This is a genomic window from Listeria sp. MAN/IMW/UF555, assembly GCF_058684075.1.
On sequence record NZ_JBZWZS010000001.1, the window covers coordinates 143444 to 160629 of the forward strand.

Sequence of the window (17186 nt, forward strand, 5' to 3'; positions counted from 1 at the left end):
AGGCGGGAATTTTGCAAAACTATATAAAATCTGAAAAAGCATTTAAAGAAGCAAAAAAAGTTTTACCTGGTGGCGTAAACAGCCCAGTACGCGCCTTTAACTCAGTCGATGCTTCACCAGTTTTTATGGACCACGGGAAAGGCGCCTATATTACTGACGTCGATGGAAATGAATATATTGATTACGTTTTATCATGGGGACCACTTATTTTAGGACATGCGGATCCTTCTGTTGTTAATGCGATAACAAACGCAGCTATGAAAGGAACTAGCTTTGGTACACCTACAGAAATTGAGACAGAACTTGCAAAACTCGTGATTGAGCGCGTTCCATCTATCGAAATAGTGCGTATGGTTTCTTCGGGAACAGAAGCAACAATGAGCGCTATTCGTTTAGCTCGTGGATACACGAAAAGAGAAAAAATCTTGAAATTTGAAGGAAGTTACCATGGTCACGGAGATTCTTTATTAATCAAAGCTGGTTCAGGGGTTGCAACATTAGGATTACCTGACTCGCCTGGAGTTACAAAAGGTCTTGCTGCTGATACAATTACTGTTCCATACAATGACGTAGAAGGCGCCAAACTAGCTTTTGAAAAATTTGGTGAAGAAATAGCAGCTGTTATCGTGGAGCCAGTCGCAGGAAACATGGGTGTTGTCCCTCCAATTGATGGTTTCTTAGAAGGATTACGAGAACTAACAACTGAATACGGTGCGCTACTGATCTTTGATGAAGTTATGACAGGCTTCCGTGTAGACTATTATTCTGCCCAAGGATACTATGTTGTAACCCCAGACATTACTTGTTTAGGAAAAGTAATCGGCGGTGGATTACCAGTTGGTGCTTATGGTGGTAAAAAAGAAATCATGGAACAAATTGCTCCAGCCGGTTCTATCTACCAAGCTGGTACTTTATCAGGTAATCCGTTAGCAATGAATGCTGGATTTGAAACGGTTCGACAATTAACACCACAACATTATGATGTATTCCGTTCCCTGATTAAGCGCATGGAAGAAGGCTTGACCGAAATTTCAAATAGACACGAAGTACCATTATCAATAAACAAAGCAGGCTCGATGTTCGGCTTTTTCTTCACTGACCAAAAAGTCACTAACTTTGATACTGCTAAAACAAGTGATTTAGAATTTTTCAGAAACTACTACCGAGAAATGTTAGCGCAAGGTATTTTTCTACCACCATCTCAGTTTGAAGGCGTTTTTATTTCTACAATGCATACTGAAAAAGAAATTGATGCGACTTTAGAAGCTTTTGACGTTACCTGTAAAATGCTTCGCGGCTAATTGACGAATCTACAAACATTTGTTAAAATTATTTTTAGTATATAGAACTAAATGCGATGAAGAGGAAGAGTAGGTCATTTATTTTTCTAAGAGAGAAAGCGGTCGGTGCAAGCTTTCAAAAATAATGTCTGAAGGTAGCCTTGGAGCAGTTTTCCTGAAATAATAGTAGGGAATAACCGGTAGATCTCGTCTATCGTTAACACAATGAAGTGCCTACATTTCTTATTGTAGGTAAAAAGGTGGTACCGCGAATAATACTCTTTTCGTCCTTTTATTAGGATGAGAAGAGTTTTTTATTTTGCTTAAAAAGGAGGAATCGTTATGACAGAACAAAACGAAATAAATATGCCTACCAAATACGAACCTAGTAATGTAGAGGCCGGGAAATATAAATGGTGGTTAGAAAAAGAGTTTTTTAAAGCAGAAGGTAATACTGATAAAAAGCCTTATAGCATTGTAATCCCGCCACCAAATGTAACCGGAAAACTTCATCTGGGGCATGCTTGGGATACAACATTACAAGATATAATTACTCGTATGAAAAGAATGCAAGGCTTTGATACACTTTATTTACCAGGGATGGACCATGCCGGTATAGCTACACAAGCAAAAGTAGAAGCTAAATTAAAAGAAGAAAATATTTCTCGTTATGATTTAGGTCGAGAAAAATTCGTTGATAAAACATGGGAATGGAAAGAAGAATATGCTGATTTTATCCGAGAACAGTGGGAAAAATTAGGTCTAGGTTTAGATTATTCCAGAGAACGTTTTACTTTAGATGCCGGCTTATCTGATGCAGTAAAAAAAGTATTTGTTACGCTATACAATAAAGGGCTTATTTATCGTGGACAGTATATTATAAACTGGGATCCAGAAGCAAAAACAGCTTTATCAGATATTGAAGTTATTCATAAAGATATAGAAGGAAGTTTTTATCATCTAAAATATCCACTTACTGATGGATCAGGATATTTAGAAGTTGCAACAACTAGACCAGAAACAATTCCTGGAGATACTGCAGTTGCTGTACATCCAAAAGATGAAAGATACCAACACTTAATTGGTAAAACGATTATGTTGCCTATTTTAAACAGAGAAATTCCCATCGTTGCTGATGAATACGTAGAAAGAGAATTTGGTTCAGGAGCAGTGAAAATCACTCCAGCGCATGATCCAAACGACTTTGAAGTGGGCAATCGTCATGATTTACCAAGAATAATTGTAATGCACGAAGATGGAACAATGAATGAAAATGCTGGTAAATATGATGGTTTAGATCGTTTTGTTGCAAGAAAAGCTATTATTCAAGACTTTAAAGATTTAGGCTTATTTATAAAACAAGAACCTCATCTTCATTCAGTAGGACATTCTGAAAGAACAGGCGCTGTAGTAGAACCGTATCTTTCATTGCAATGGTTCGTTAAAATGGAACCTCTTGCAGCTGAAGCATTAGCACTTCAAAAAACAGAAGACAAAGTAAATTTTGTACCTGCTAGATTTGAAAAAACATATGAAACTTGGATGGATAATATTCACGATTGGTGTATTTCTCGCCAATTATGGTGGGGACATAGAATCCCTGCTTGGTATCACAAAGAAACTGGTGAAATCTACGTTGGCGAAAATGAGCCTGAAAACCTAGATCAATGGGAGCAAGATGAAGATGTTCTGGATACTTGGTTTAGTTCTGCTTTATGGCCATTTTCTACTATGGGTTGGCCTGACACTGAAAATCCTGATTACAAACATTTCTTCCCAACTAATACATTAGTAACTGGTTACGATATCATCTTTTTCTGGGTATCAAGAATGATTTTCCAATCTGTTGAATTTACAGGAGAAAGACCTTTTAAAGACACTTTAATTCATGGTTTGGTACGTGATTCAGAAGGGCGCAAAATGTCTAAATCACTTGGTAACGGAGTAGATCCAATTGAAGTTATTGATAAGTATGGAGCCGATTCATTACGCTACACACTTGCCACTGGTTCCTCACCTGGTCAAGACTTGAAATTTAGTTTTGAAAAAGTAGAGTCTACTTGGAATTTCATTAATAAGATTTGGAATGCATCACGATTTGTATTAATGAATCTTGATGGTATGAAATATGATGAAATCGACCTATCTAATGTGACTGAAGTTAGTGATAAGTGGATCTTAACAAGACTAAATGAAACCATTCAAGCAGTTACTTCTCTAGGTGAAAAATATGAATTTGGTGAAGTTGGCCGAACTTTGTATAACTTTATTTGGGATGATTTTTGTGATTGGTATATTGAAATTGCTAAAATTCCATTATACGGAGAAGATGAAGTTGCTAAACAAACTACAAGATCAGTACTTGCATATACTTTAAATACTACAATGCGCTTGCTACATCCTTTCATGCCATTTGTAACAGAAGAAATTTGGCAAAACTTGCCTCATGAAGGTGAATCTATCACCATTTCCAACTGGCCTGAAGTTAATGAGCAACAAATGGACTCAAAAGCATCAACTGCAATGCGAACATTAGTTGAAGTAATTCGAGCTGTACGAAATATCCGTGCAGAAGTGAATACGCCTCTTAGCAAACCAATCGTGCTCGAAATAAAACCAAAAGATGAAACTTATAAAGAAATTTTAGAACAAAACATCTCTTATATAGAACGCTTTTGTAATCCAGAAAATATTACTATAGCATTTGACATCGAGCCTTCTAAGACTGCAATGACAGCTGTAGTATCTGGCGCTGAAATATTTATTCCATTAGAAGCATTAATTGATTTAGACGTAGAAATCGCTCGCCTTGAAAAAGAACTGGAAAAATGGAATAAAGAAGTAGCTAGAGTTCAAGGCAAACTAAATAACGAACGTTTCATTAGTAAAGCTCCTGAAAATGTTGTAGCAGAAGAACGTTTAAAAGAAAAAGATTATCTAGAGAAAAAAGCTTCAGTTCTTGAAAGGATTGAAACATTGAAAGAAGTTTAATAAAATGATTTGACCTTATCATAAAATCGTGTGGTAAGGTCATCTTTTAAGGTGGTTAAAAAGATGGCATTAAAATCGTATCAGGAAGCTTTGGATTGGATTCATGGAACGCTTCGTTTAGGAATAAAACCCGGATTAGCTCGAATGGAATATATAATGGAAAAGCTTAACCATCCGGAAAAGGCTAATAAGTGGGTACATATAGCTGGCACTAATGGGAAAGGGTCTACTCTAACATTTATTAGAAGTAGTTTAGAAGAAGCAGGATATAAAACAGGAACTTTTACTTCTCCTTATATTGAAACTTTTAATGAACGAATTAGTGTAAATGGTATTCCTGTTAGTGATCAAATGATTGTAGATTTAGCAAATAGAATAAAACCTATAGCTGAAGAACTTGAAAAAACTGTATACGGTCCGCCATCTGAATTTGAAATTATTACAGCAATGATGTTCTTATGTTTTGCAGAGTATGAGCCAATCGATATTGGTATCATTGAAGTTGGGCTTGGAGGAAGACTAGACTCCACAAATGTTCTAACGCCTTTAATCTCTGTAATTACAACCATTGGAATGGATCATATGGAGTTTTTAGGAAATAGCATAGAACAAATAGCTGGCGAAAAAGCAGGAATTATAAAACCTGGTATACCTGTTATTTCTGGAGTCATTCAAAAAGAAGCGCAAGAAGTAATAATAAATAATGCTGTTAGAAACAATTCGAATGTTGCATGGCTAAACAAAGATTTCTTCATTCAAAATAGAGGCGATGAAATCACATTTAGAACATCCCATGGAGACGAAATACCGGACATAACCATTGGCTTGTTAGGAATACATCAGTTAAACAATGCAGCAGTTGCAATAAAAGTACTACAGTATCTAAACACATTTTCATCCTATGAGATTAATCAATCAGCAATTAAACAGGGATTAAAGAAAGCTTTTTGGCCAGGAAGAATGGAATTGCTTGATGTGAAACCATTTATTATGCTGGACGGAGCACACAATCCTGAAGGCGTAAAAACCTTTGCTGACTCAATAAAAACATATCCTGGGCATAAAAAAATAATAGTTAGCATACTTAAAGATAAAAATTTTCAAGAAATGATAGCTTTATTAAAGACAATTCCTGATACTGAAATTTTATTGACAACCTTTGATTATCCTCGGGCAATGAGTGATTACGAAGTCACACAAATTGGAACTATAGAAGGTATTTCTACTAATCCAAACTGGAAGCAAGCGCTAGATGATATAAAAGAAATCAAAAATGATACTAAGTTTTTCGTTACAGGCTCGCTTTATTTCATTTCTGAAGTCCGTAAATATTTGCTTACATCGCACAACTAACTTTTTGAATAAAGTGAGTATACTTAGAAAAATAAAAAAGCGCAAACTGCTAAAATAGTATTTTCATATGCTAAAAGTAAATAAAAACACCTATTTTCTACTAAGGGAAAATAGGTGTTTTTTAGTTAGTCTACCCAGTGAAAACATCATTTTACCAATGTGCAAAAATAAATCTTCTTTGCTATTCTGTTTGTAACAACTAGGAGGTGGCGGATGGTTTACTTTTTACTAATAATCTATAGTTCTATTTTTATTTCTTTTATTCAAGTCGCAGGGGAATGCTTTCCAATAAAAAAATCATTTCTATTTCGTTTTTCAGAATGTAATCATTGTCAAAAAACGTTATCGTTCTCTCAAATGATACCAATTTATTCCTTCCTATTTTTAAAAGGGAAATCTAAATGCTGTCAAACTCCTATTCCGCTTAACTACTTTTTATTAGAATTAACGACACCAATTTACATCCTTCTTCTACATTATCAATTTTCTTTTTCTTATCGTTTTGTTATAGGCTGTATTATTTATTATTTTCTCGCCTTTTTCTTCGTGACAGATATTTTATATTTGCATGTTCCTAATTCTGTAATGATTCTATTCTTTTTAGTATTGTTGACATGTTATATTTCCTTTCAACAACCAGCTGTATCTTTAATCTACTCTAGTCTTATAAGTAATTGTTTCTACTTACTATTTTTTATTTTATTTCGAAAAGGCATTGGATTAGGCGACATTAAAATACTTATTATTTTAAGTTCTTTTTTAGGTTTTGAAATGGGATATATTATCTTTTTTCTCTCCATTGTTCTAGGTGCAATCATCCTTTTAAGTGCTTTAGTTTTAAAAAAAGTGGAGAAAAATAAACAAGTGCCTTTTGTACCTTACATTTTTATATCATTTATCATAGTTAGTATTTTAATGAAATGAGGGTTGGGATTTATGCTAGTAAATGAAATCTCGGAAAATGAGAAGCCACGAGAAAAATTACAAAATTATGGGATAGAGGCGCTTTCGACTTCGGAGTTAGTGGCATTAATTATTGAAACTGGAACGAAAACGGAATCAGTTTTAACAATTGCTAATCGAATTATGATGAAATTTAAACATATAGCTGAAATGCAGTACGCGTCTATTGAAGAATTTCAATTAGTGAATGGAATTGGAATTGCTAAAGCCTCAAAAATTATGGCAGCAGTCGAACTTGGGAAACGCATCAGTTTAGTTACGGAACAAAAAGAAATTGTCATTAGATGTCCGGAAGATGCAGTGAAACTAGTAATGCCTGAGTTAGCTTTCCTTTTTCAAGAACATTTCCACTGTATTTTTTTAAACACCAAGAATCAAGTGATTTATAGGCAAACAATCTTTGTCGGTGGTTTGAATGCTTCCATTGTTCATCCTAGAGAAGTTTTTAGACTGGCATTAAGAAAATCATCAGCTTCTATAATGTGTTTTCATAACCATCCGTCTGGTGATCCCGCGCCTTCAAGCGAAGATTTACTTGTGACTAAACGTTTAGCGGAGGCTGGAAATATTGTTGGAATAACGCTTTTAGACCACATTATTATTGGGAAAAACAAATACATTAGTTTAAAAGAAAAAGGCTACTTTTAAACCAAAAAAGTGTTCACAAATTATCTACAGACAGCATTTATTTCCTTGTGTTAAAGTGAGTATCAATTAAAAAGCAGAAGGTGACTTATTATGCTAAAACGATGGAAAGTATATAAAGATAATATTATTGTTTTTTCTATAGTTGTGGGGATGTTTATTATTCCAGTTTTTCTTTGTATTATGGAATTTTCAAAATAAAAATAATTACTTTAAAAAGTTTAATTTCGATAAAATTAAAAATGCAAAAAACATATTTTTAAAGAAAAGTTAAAATTTTTTCCTTCTCATGAAAAATTAATGTCTGATACTCTTACTTATGTTATAATAAGATGGTTGTTTATGTGTCTATACAGAAACATTGACATAAAGGGATAAGGTAACATTAATTTAATGGACGAATAAGGAAACTTAATGTATCCTGTAGAATATTACGAAGGAAAAGGAGAATACAGATGTTTGGATTTGGTAATAAAGATATTGGAATTGACTTAGGAACAGCGAACACACTTGTCTATATGAAGGGAAAAGGTATTGTCCTTCGTGAGCCTTCCGTTGTGGCAATGAAAAAAGACACACAAGAAATAGTTGCAGTTGGTAGCGATGCAAAAAATATGATTGGTAGAACACCAGGAAATATTGTTGCTATTCGACCAATGAAAGATGGCGTTATTGCTGATTATGATACAACAGCAGCAATGATGAAATATTACATACAAAAAGCTGGTAAAAGTGTTAATGCTAGCAAACCACGTGTAATGATATGTGTACCATCAGGCATTACTGGTGTTGAAAAACGCGCTGTGATTGATGCAACTCGTCAAGCAGGGGCTAAAGATGCCTTCACTATTGAAGAACCTTTCGCTGCAGCTATTGGTGCTGGTCTTCCTGTAGGGGAACCAACTGGTAGCATGGTAGTTGATATTGGTGGTGGTACAACAGAAGTCGCTGTAATTTCTCTAGGTGGCATCGTAACAAGCCGCTCTGTAAGAACTGCTGGCGACGATTTAGATGAAGTTATTATTAATTATATCCGCAAAAAATATAATTTATTAATCGGTGATCGTACTGCAGAAGCAATCAAAATGGAAATCGGTTCAGCTAGTCCAAAAGGATTGGACTTATCTCCATTTAGTATTCGTGGTCGTGATTTAGTAACTGGTCTTCCAAAAACAATTGAAGTTACTCCGGAAGAAATCAGTGAAGCACTTTCTGATACCGTTGCAGCAATTATTGATGCTGTAAAAGGAACACTTGAAAATACGCCACCAGAATTATCTGCTGATATTATGGATAAAGGAATTGTATTAACAGGTGGGGGCGCACTTCTTCGCAATTTAGATACAGTTATTTCCGAAGAAACAAAAATGCCTGTAATTATTGCTGAAGAACCACTTGATTGTGTTGCCATTGGTACTGGTAAAGCGCTAGAAAACATGGACATGTATAAACGCAAAAAAATGAACTAAATGGACACACTCATTTATGTCATATAACAAGATGAATTCGCTGCAAAAAAATGAAAAAAGAGTACTAACGAGATGAGGTGTCGTTATGCCACAATTTTTTCTTAATAAACGTTTGATTATCTTGTTAATATCCATTATTGTTCTTGTCGCGTTAGTTGGTTTTTCTTTACGCGATCGTGAAAATGCTTCGTGGCCAGAACAATTTGTGAAAGATGTTGTTGGATTTGGCGAGAATATTGTAGCTAAGCCTACTTCATTTGTCTCAGGTGTGTTTGGTGGAGTTGCAGACTTAAAAAACACATATACTGAAAATCAACATCTGAAAGAACGTTTAGAAGAATTGGCACAACTTGAAAGTGAAGTTGCAGACTTAAAAAAAGAAAATAAAGATTTAAAAGAAAGTCTAGATATTACTGATAGTATCCGGGACTATGATCCACTGAACGCCTCTGTTATTTCTAGAAATCCTACTAATTGGAATGATCAAGTTGAGATTGACAAAGGCTCAAGCGATGGAGTAAAACCAGATATGGCAGTAACTACGCCGAGTGGTCTTATTGGTAGGGTGACAACAACAGGTGCAAAATCAGCTACGGTTGAATTGTTAACTTCATCGGATGTTAAAAATCGTGTTTCTGCTAAAGTACAGGGAGACGAAAATGCATTTGGAATTATTAATGGATATGACAGTGATACGAAGTTGCTTGAATTAAAACAATTACCTTATGATATGAAGTTTAAAAAAGGACAAAAAGTTGTTACTTCTGGACTCGGAGGGAAATTCCCGGCAGGTATTTTTATTGGTACTATTGAAAAAGTAGAAACTGATAAGATGGGATTATCTCAGACTGCGTTTATTAAGCCGGGTGCTGATATGTATGATCTAAATCATGTTACTGTTCTAAAGCGTTCAGCTGAAGCAGGAACAACGGCAGATGATACATCCAGTTCGGACACGACTGGAGGCAGGTAACCATGAATGTAAAGAAAAATATTGCGCTTCCTGCAATTATGGTCGGAACATTTATTTTAGAAGGTGTCATTAGCCTCCAGTTTGGTAATGGTCTTTTCAATGATAAGCATCTCTTTATTCCACACTTTTTACTTGTAATGCTAACAATAATGACTTGTTTTTATAAACGTAATACTACTTTAGTATATGCTTTTATATTAGGGTTATTGTTTGATATTTATTATACAGGTGTCATGGGGATTTATTTTGCAATCTTTCCGTTTACGGTTTACATTACCGATAAATTTATGAAAGTTTTACAGAATAATATCTTCTTGGTAGGATTAATCACTGTATTTAATGTTATCCTTACTGAGAGTCTGGTATATGCTTTTTATTATTTAATTGGTTCGACCACAATGACCATTCCGGTATTTATTGATCAGCGTCTTTGGACAACGATTTTGTTTAATCTAGCATTCTTTTTAGTTATCTTTTTCCCATTCCGATTATTCCTTGATCGTTTGGTTAAATCAGAATAACTATAGTAATTTTATCAGTTTGAATTCGCTATTACTTGTAAAAGTATGACTGTGGAGTATATCCACAGTTTGCGATTTCAAGCTGTTTTTTTCAGAAAAAGTATTTTTTTATTATCATTTAATTTGAGTTAGTGTATACTAAAGGCTAGAGTATAAATGTTGCGGGGTGAAATGGTATATGAAGAAGAATGTTCAAATTAAAGGCACAAAAAGTGGCATCAGTATTTTTCTTAGTGATAAGGCAAGTATATCGGAGCTGCAACAAGAATTATCGCAATTACTAGCAGATCAAAAGCAAAACCCATACTCTGGTGAAAAATTAGAGGTACAAGTTCAAATTGGGAATCGACTATTTTCAGAGGAAGAAGAACGCGAAATTTCAACTATTATTCATAACAATAGTCAAATGAAGATTAGCGCATTTTATAGTAATGTTATGTCTAAAGATGACGCTAAAAAATGGAAGGAAAATGACCAAATTTTTTCCATGGCAACGATTATTCGTTCTGGACAAGTTGTTCAAGTTCCTGGAGATTTCTTGTTAATTGGCGATGTGAATCCTGGTGGACAAATTCGTTCTAATGGAAATGTATTTGTTCTTGGTAATATTAAGGGAATCATTCATGCTGGTTTTGAAGGCGATGAAAATGCTGTTGTTGCTGGGAAATTTCTTTATCCATCACAAGTTAGAATAGCTGGCAAAGTGTATGGATTTGATAGTGAAGATTATAAAGAAGTTGCAGATACAGATTTATTTTCTGCGTTTGTAAATGACGCGGGTGAAATAGTAATTGATGAAATACATAAGATAAGAAAAATTAGACCGGAAATTTCTAATTTTCAAGGAGGGCGTTAAACATGGGAGAAGCTATAGTCATTACTTCTGGGAAAGGTGGAGTAGGAAAAACTACTTCAACTGCTAACTTAGGAACTGCACTTGCTCTTCAAGGTAAGAAAGTGTGCTTGATTGATATGGATATCGGTCTTCGTAATTTAGATGTTGTTCTAGGCCTTGAAAATCGGATTATTTATGATTTAGTAGATGTTGTTGAAGGACGCTGCAAAATTCATCAAGCTATGATTAAAGATAAGCGTTTTGATGATTTACTTTTCTTACTTCCAGCAGCACAAACTACGGATAAAAATGCTGTTTCGGGAGAACAAATGATAGAGCTAATTAATCAACTACGTCCTGATTACGATTATATTCTAATTGATTGCCCAGCAGGAATTGAAACAGGATATAAAAATGCGGTTGCTGGGGCTGATAAAGCAATTGTTGTGACTACTCCAGAGATTTCAGCTGTCCGTGATGCGGATAGAATTATTGGCTTGCTTGAAAAAGAAGATATTGAGCCACCAAAACTTATTATCAATCGTATTCGTACACAAATGATGGTAAATGGGGATGTGATGGACATCGATGAAATCACTACGCATTTATCTATTGAATTACTTGGTATAATTATTGATGATGATGAAGTTATTCGTTCATCTAATAGCGGAGATCCGGTTGCGATGTTACCGAATAATCGCGCCTCTCAAGGATACCGCAATATTGCACGACGCATTCTTGGTGAATCTATTCCATTAATGTCGATTGAAGCGAAAAAACCAGGATTTTTCACGCGCTTAAAACAACTTTTTGGCGGAAAATAAAAAATTAGACCCTTTATCTTTTGGATGAAGGGTCTTTATAAAAGGTGATTGGATGAAAAAACTAGTAATAAATGCAGCTAACATAGAAAAACGTGTAGCAGTACTAGAAGACGACGTGCTAATTGATGTTGAAATTATTCGCCCATCTAACAAAATTCAAGTAGGTGACATTTTTTATGGCTTTATTCAAAAAATAGACCGAAAAATGGACGCAGCTTTTGTTGATTTAGGTAATCAAAATAAAGGTTTTATACATTTAAAAGATATTCCAGCTAGCTATGAAAAAACACAAGGCGCAAAAATACCTGTTCAAATTGTTCGAGAAGGCAGTGCTACAAAACTTCCACTTTTATCAGCTGTTCTTGAATTTTCAGGAGATTTGCTGATTTATTTGCACGGAAAAGAATATATCTCCATTTCCAAAAGAATTCAGGATAAAGAACCTCTGAAAATAGTAATGGAGTCGCTTTTAGAAGAGAATGAAGCAATAATTATTCGCTCTAGCGCAGAAACTGCAACGAAAGAGCAATTAGAATTAGCATTAAACCAAGCAAGAGAAAAATATCAAACATTAATTAAAGAAGCCGAAACAAGAAAGAAACCTGGCTTACTTTTATCTGCTGCTTCAGGCGTTTTCTTGAGTACGAAGCAATTTATCCAGCGCTATATGCCAATAGAAATTATTACTGATGATTTTGAATTTGCGAAGATAGTGGAAGCTAATTTTACTGATAAAGAAGTTAGTTTAAAGAAAAGTGCGGACTTATTTGCTGATTTAGGTATTAAGCAACAGATGGATCGTCTTAGCAGACCCGTCGTTCATCTTTCAAATGGTTCTTCTCTTTTTATTGAAAAAACAGAAGCTATGTGGGTAGTGGACGTGAATTCTAGTCGTTTTAAAGGTACAAGTGCTAAAGAAAAAACGGTAGAAGCTGTTAATATAAAAGCGGTTCCCGAGATTTTTAGGCAAATTCGTCTTCGGAATATGAGTGGAATGATTCTTGTTGATTTTATTGGTGGTATGTCAGAGGAGGGGCAAGGAGAGCTGCGTGAGGCGATAGAGAAAGAAAGTCGTGAAGAATACATTACGACACAAGTGGCCGCTTTATCGCAGTCAGGGCTCTTGCAACTAACGAGACGAAAGAAACAACAATCCTTTTTAGAGGTGACAACAATTCCATGCCCGGTTTGTTACGGGACAGGACACGTTGCTTCAAAAGATACACTTGCTTTTCAACTAGAAAGAGAATTAAGTGGGATTATGATGGGAGATCCAAGTAGCATCCAAGTCATCACCACAGAGGATGTGTTAGATGCGTTCTTAGATTTGAATACCTTTAATAATGCTCCAATTGATTGGGAAGTGGCAGACGAACGAGTTCCTTTTTATCAAATTGCTCGTGTTGAAAATTAAAATTAACAAGTGATTGACATAGACAGCTTCTCTATGCTATCATTTTACTGTTATGTTTGTAGCGCACCAAGCTACAACCGCACAGAGCTGGGTTAAGTATTTACCTTGTGTAAGTCCCCTGTAATGGCGAGTCTTAGTATATGAGGAGGTGCAAGTATGTACGCAATTATTGAAACAGGTGGGAAACAAATCAAAGTAGAAGCAGGCCAAGAAATCTATGTTGAGAAATTAGCAGGTGAAGTTGGTGATGTTGTTACTTTTGACAAAGTTCTATTCGTAGGCGGAGATTCCGCTAAAGTTGGCGTTCCATTCGTGGACGGAGCAACTGTAACAGCTAAAGTTGAAAAACAAGGCCGTGCGAAGAAATTGACAGTTTATAAATATAAACCGAAAAAGAACTACCACAAAAAACAAGGTCATCGTCAACCTTACACAAAATTAACTATTGATGCAATCAATGCTTAATTTGAAAGGACGAAAAAAATGATTCAAGTCGATGTTATGCGAGAAAACAACCAAATAGTTTCTTTTACAATGAGTGGACATGCCGATTTTGCCGAACATGGCAGTGATTTGGTTTGTGCAGGAGCTTCGTCAATTGCCTTTGGGATGGTTAATGCTATTTCAGAAGTACGTGACTTTGAGCCTGTGTTTGAAGAGTCGGAGGGTTACCTTTACTATTCTGTGCCTGCTGATTTTGTTGGAGATGATGTGGTACAAATCTTGCTTACAGGGATGGAAAATCAACTAAGGTCATTAGCGTACAGCTATCCTGATCATATAAAAATTAACTCCAAATAGGAGGTGGAATTTCATGTTAAAATTTGATATTCAACATTTTGCGCACAAAAAGGGTGGCGGTTCGACTTCTAACGGACGTGACTCTGAATCAAAACGTTTAGGTGCAAAACGTGCGGACGGACAATTTGTTACTGGTGGATCTATCCTTTACCGTCAACGTGGTACTAAAATCTATCCAGGAACTAACGTTGGTCGTGGCGGCGATGATACTCTATTCGCTAAAACTGACGGCGTTGTACGTTTCGAACGTATGGGACGCGACAAGAAAAAAGTTAGCGTTTATCCTGAAGTACAAGAAGCTTAAATACAAAATTAAAAACCGTCACTTGTGGCGGTTTTTTTGTGTTTTCTTCTTTGTGAATTAATTCCTTTTAAAAAGGGTTATAACTCTCCTAAATTGGGGTAAAAGTAAAGAGGCAGATGAAGAGACATTGTGAAAAATAGGACAAGTCGTTTGATTGACAGCGTTTTCTTGATGTGATTAAATAGACTCAAGTTAATTAACATGTCAGGAGAAGAGATGACAATCGAAACGATGCAAGGGTACTAGTGTGCCTACGTTTTGATTGTCATTCTTTTTTTGAAGTTAATTGATAATCGGAATGTAAGGGGACTAGTAAGTGTTAAAATTCCGGTGCTACAAATAAGCAAGAAGAAGGAGTTGGAAAAGATGATTGACACAAGTTTAGCAACACAATTTCTAGGTGAAGTAATTGGTACTGCCATCCTAATTATTTTAGGTGCTGGTGTCGTAGCGGGTGTTTCACTGAAGAAATCCAAGGCAGAGAATGGCGGCTGGGTCGTTGTTACTTTAGCTTGGGGGCTAGGTGTTACAATGGGTGTATATGTTTCAGGATATATGAGTATGGCCCATCTTAACCCGGCTGTAACAATCGGTATGGCGCTTGCAGGTGCTTTCCCGTGGAACTATGTATTGCCGTATATTGTTGCTCAGTTTATCGGAGCATTCATTGGGGCAACACTCGTATGGTTACATTACTACCCGCACTGGAAGAAAACAGAAGATAAACCAACAAAACTAGGTGTTTTTGCAACGGCGCCAGCTATTCGCCATTTTACATCTAACTTTTTTGGTGAAGCATTAGGTACTTTTATGTTAGTGTTTGGATTACTATCACTAGGTGCAAATTCCTTTTCAGATGGATTAAATCCACTTGTTGTTGGCGCATTAATCGTAGCTATCGGGATGTCTCTTGGTGGAACTACTGGTTATGCAATCAACCCAGCACGTGACCTTGGACCAAGAATTGCGCATTTTGTTTGGCCGATTTCTGGCAAAGGTGGATCTGATTGGGGTTACTCATGGATTCCGGTTATTGGACCAATTATGGGTGGTGCATTAGGTGCTTTAGGGTATAATGCAATTATTAATGGCGAACTAGGAATGTGGTTCTGGGTGTTCGCAGTATTATTTGTTTTAATTCTTATTTTAACAATGCAGCTCGACAAGAAAAAAGATTTAGCATAAGCTAGAATAATAACTAGCTCTAAACGAAAGTCTCTGGGCTTTCGTTGTACTTAAAACTAGAGGAGGAATTTTACATGGAAAAGAAATATATTTTAGCACTGGATCAAGGAACAACAAGTTCAAGAGCGATGATTATTGACGAAGAAGGAGAAGTAATTGGCGTTGCGCAAGAAGAATTTGATCAAATTTTTCCTAAGCCAGGTTGGGTTGAACATAGTGCCAATGAAATCTGGGCTTCGATTTTAGCAGTAATTGCAGGCGTATTACTCAAAACAAATATTTCTTCTAAAGAAATTGCTGGGATTGGTATTACAAACCAACGTGAAACTACTGTTATTTGGGATAAAGAAAGCGGAAATCCAATTTATAATGCGATTGTTTGGCAATCTCGTCAAACTGAAGATATTTGTAAACAACTTCGTAAAGATGGTTACGAAGATACGATTAGATCAAAAACTGGTCTTTTGATTGATCCATACTTTGCAGGTACAAAAGCTCGCTGGATTCTTGATCATGTAGATGGCGCACAAGAACGTGCTGAAAAAGGAGAACTTCTTTTCGGTACAATTGATACTTGGTTAGTTTGGAAATTAACTGGTGGTCGTGCTCATATTACCGATTATTCCAATGCTTCCCGGACACTTCTTTATAATATTTATGATTTAGAATGGGATGATGAGCTTCTAAAAATGCTTAATATCCCAAGAGCAATGTTACCTGAAGTTCGTCCTTCCTCTGAAGTATACGCGGACACAGTGCCTTATCACTTCTTTGGTGAAGAAGTTCCTGTTGCAGGTATTGCCGGTGACCAACAAGCCGCATTATTTGGTCAAGGTTGTTTTGAAAAAGGTATGGCGAAAAACACTTACGGAACTGGTTGTTTCTTACTAATGAACACAGGCGAAAAAGCAGTACGTTCTGAAAATGGACTATTAACTACACTTGCATGGGGACTTGATGGTAAAGTGGAATATGCGCTTGAAGGTAGTATTTTCGTTGCTGGTTCTGCTATTCAGTGGTTACGTGATGGCTTACGTATGGTTCGTCAATCAAGTGATTCTGAAAACTATGCGAGCCGGATTGAATCTAGTGATGGTGTATATGTTGTACCAGCATTCGTTGGTTTAGGCGCACCTTACTGGGATTCCGACGTTCGTGGTGCTGTCTTTGGATTAACTCGCGGTACTGAAAAAGAACAATTTATCCGTGCGACATTGGAATCTCTTGCTTATCAAACTCGTGATGTACTGTATGCAATGGAACAAGATTCTGGTATTAGCTTAAAAACGTTACGTGTGGATGGCGGGGCTTCTGCTAATAACTTCTTAATGCAATTCCAATCCGATATTCTAGGTGTTCCTGTAGAACGTCCAGAAAACAAAGAAACAACTGTTCTTGGAGCAGCTTTCTTAGCAGGACTTGCAGTAGGCGTTTGGAAAGATAAAAACGAAATTAAAAAACATTGGAAACTAGACAAACGTTTTGAAGTAGAAATGAAAGACGATCAAAGAGAAGATTTATATGAAGGTTGGCATAAAGCAGTCAAAGCTGCACAAGCTTTCAAATAATTGTTAAAAGATGCGCCAAATGTGTAAAAGCATTTGGCGCATTTTTGTGATGTAAAACAA

At 35.9% G+C, this 17186-nt stretch carries 16 protein-coding genes and 2 other annotated features; all 16 genes read left to right on the top strand.

Annotated features, from left to right (window positions below):
* The first annotated feature begins 11 nt into the window (after nt 1-11).
* The 16 genes from hemL to glpK all read left to right on the top strand — a co-directional run bounded on the left by hemL (nt 12) and on the right by glpK (nt 17126).
* The gene (gene hemL / locus AC4PG8_RS00675; protein ID WP_003762428.1) at nt 12-1301 is read left to right on the top strand and encodes a glutamate-1-semialdehyde 2,1-aminomutase; all 1290 of its coding nucleotides are present in this window, start codon (nt 12-14) and stop codon (nt 1299-1301) included.
* Between the two features lie 47 nt (nt 1302-1348).
* Nucleotides 1349-1575: a binding site (T-box leader), on the top strand.
* 47 nt (nt 1576-1622) lie between these two features.
* A complete protein-coding gene (locus AC4PG8_RS00680; RefSeq protein WP_045553073.1) occupies nt 1623-4271 on the top strand; it encodes a valine--tRNA ligase in 2649 nt (882 codons plus the stop codon).
* Between the two features lie 63 nt (nt 4272-4334).
* Nucleotides 4335-5624 carry a bifunctional folylpolyglutamate synthase/dihydrofolate synthase gene (locus AC4PG8_RS00685; RefSeq protein ID WP_492169927.1) on the top strand — a complete coding sequence of 430 codons (1290 nt, stop codon included), beginning with the start codon at nt 4335-4337 and terminating at the stop codon, nt 5622-5624.
* 213 nt (nt 5625-5837) lie between these two features.
* Nucleotides 5838-6548, top strand: coding sequence for a prepilin peptidase (locus tag AC4PG8_RS00690; protein ID WP_033838194.1), 711 nt, complete (start codon nt 5838-5840; stop codon nt 6546-6548).
* 12 nt (nt 6549-6560) lie between these two features.
* Nucleotides 6561-7235, top strand: a complete 675-nt coding sequence (gene radC / locus AC4PG8_RS00695) for a RadC family protein (RefSeq protein WP_003762424.1) — start codon at nt 6561-6563, stop codon at nt 7233-7235.
* A 452-nt stretch (nt 7236-7687) separates the two neighbouring features.
* Complete coding sequence (locus tag AC4PG8_RS00700; RefSeq protein ID WP_003767044.1) at nt 7688-8701, top strand: rod shape-determining protein; 1014 nt, start codon at nt 7688-7690, stop codon at nt 8699-8701.
* A gap of 85 nt (nt 8702-8786) precedes the next feature.
* On the top strand, nt 8787-9674 hold the full coding sequence (mreC, locus tag AC4PG8_RS00705; protein WP_003762420.1) for a rod shape-determining protein MreC: 888 nt from the start codon (nt 8787-8789) through the stop codon (nt 9672-9674).
* 2 nt (nt 9675-9676) lie between these two features.
* Nucleotides 9677-10195: a rod shape-determining protein MreD gene (gene mreD / locus AC4PG8_RS00710; protein WP_045554197.1), complete on the top strand. Its 519-nt coding sequence runs from the start codon at nt 9677-9679 to the stop codon at nt 10193-10195.
* Between the two features lie 178 nt (nt 10196-10373).
* Complete coding sequence (minC, locus tag AC4PG8_RS00715; RefSeq protein WP_003762416.1) at nt 10374-11051, top strand: septum site-determining protein MinC; 678 nt, start codon at nt 10374-10376, stop codon at nt 11049-11051.
* 2 nt (nt 11052-11053) lie between these two features.
* Nucleotides 11054-11854, top strand: a complete 801-nt coding sequence (gene minD / locus AC4PG8_RS00720; RefSeq protein WP_003762415.1) for a septum site-determining protein MinD — start codon at nt 11054-11056, stop codon at nt 11852-11854.
* Between the two features lie 52 nt (nt 11855-11906).
* On the top strand, nt 11907-13268 hold the full coding sequence (locus AC4PG8_RS00725; protein WP_492169928.1) for a ribonuclease E/G: 1362 nt from the start codon (nt 11907-11909) through the stop codon (nt 13266-13268).
* Between the two features lie 65 nt (nt 13269-13333).
* Nucleotides 13334-13412: a sequence feature (ribosomal protein L21 leader region), on the top strand.
* A gap of 12 nt (nt 13413-13424) precedes the next feature.
* Nucleotides 13425-13733, top strand: a complete 309-nt coding sequence (gene rplU, locus AC4PG8_RS00730; protein ID WP_003719835.1) for a 50S ribosomal protein L21 — start codon at nt 13425-13427, stop codon at nt 13731-13733.
* An 18-nt stretch (nt 13734-13751) separates the two neighbouring features.
* A complete protein-coding gene (locus AC4PG8_RS00735) occupies nt 13752-14069 on the top strand; it encodes a ribosomal-processing cysteine protease Prp (RefSeq protein ID WP_003762411.1) in 318 nt (105 codons plus the stop codon).
* A gap of 13 nt (nt 14070-14082) precedes the next feature.
* A complete protein-coding gene (gene rpmA, locus AC4PG8_RS00740) occupies nt 14083-14373 on the top strand; it encodes a 50S ribosomal protein L27 (protein ID WP_003726866.1) in 291 nt (96 codons plus the stop codon).
* A gap of 366 nt (nt 14374-14739) precedes the next feature.
* On the top strand, nt 14740-15558 hold the full coding sequence (locus AC4PG8_RS00745) for an MIP/aquaporin family protein (protein WP_492169929.1): 819 nt from the start codon (nt 14740-14742) through the stop codon (nt 15556-15558).
* 74 nt (nt 15559-15632) lie between these two features.
* Entirely contained in the window at nt 15633-17126 is a 1494-nt protein-coding gene (gene glpK / locus AC4PG8_RS00750) for a glycerol kinase GlpK (RefSeq protein ID WP_003771956.1), read from the top strand.
* The last annotated feature ends 60 nt before the right edge of the window (nt 17127-17186 follow it).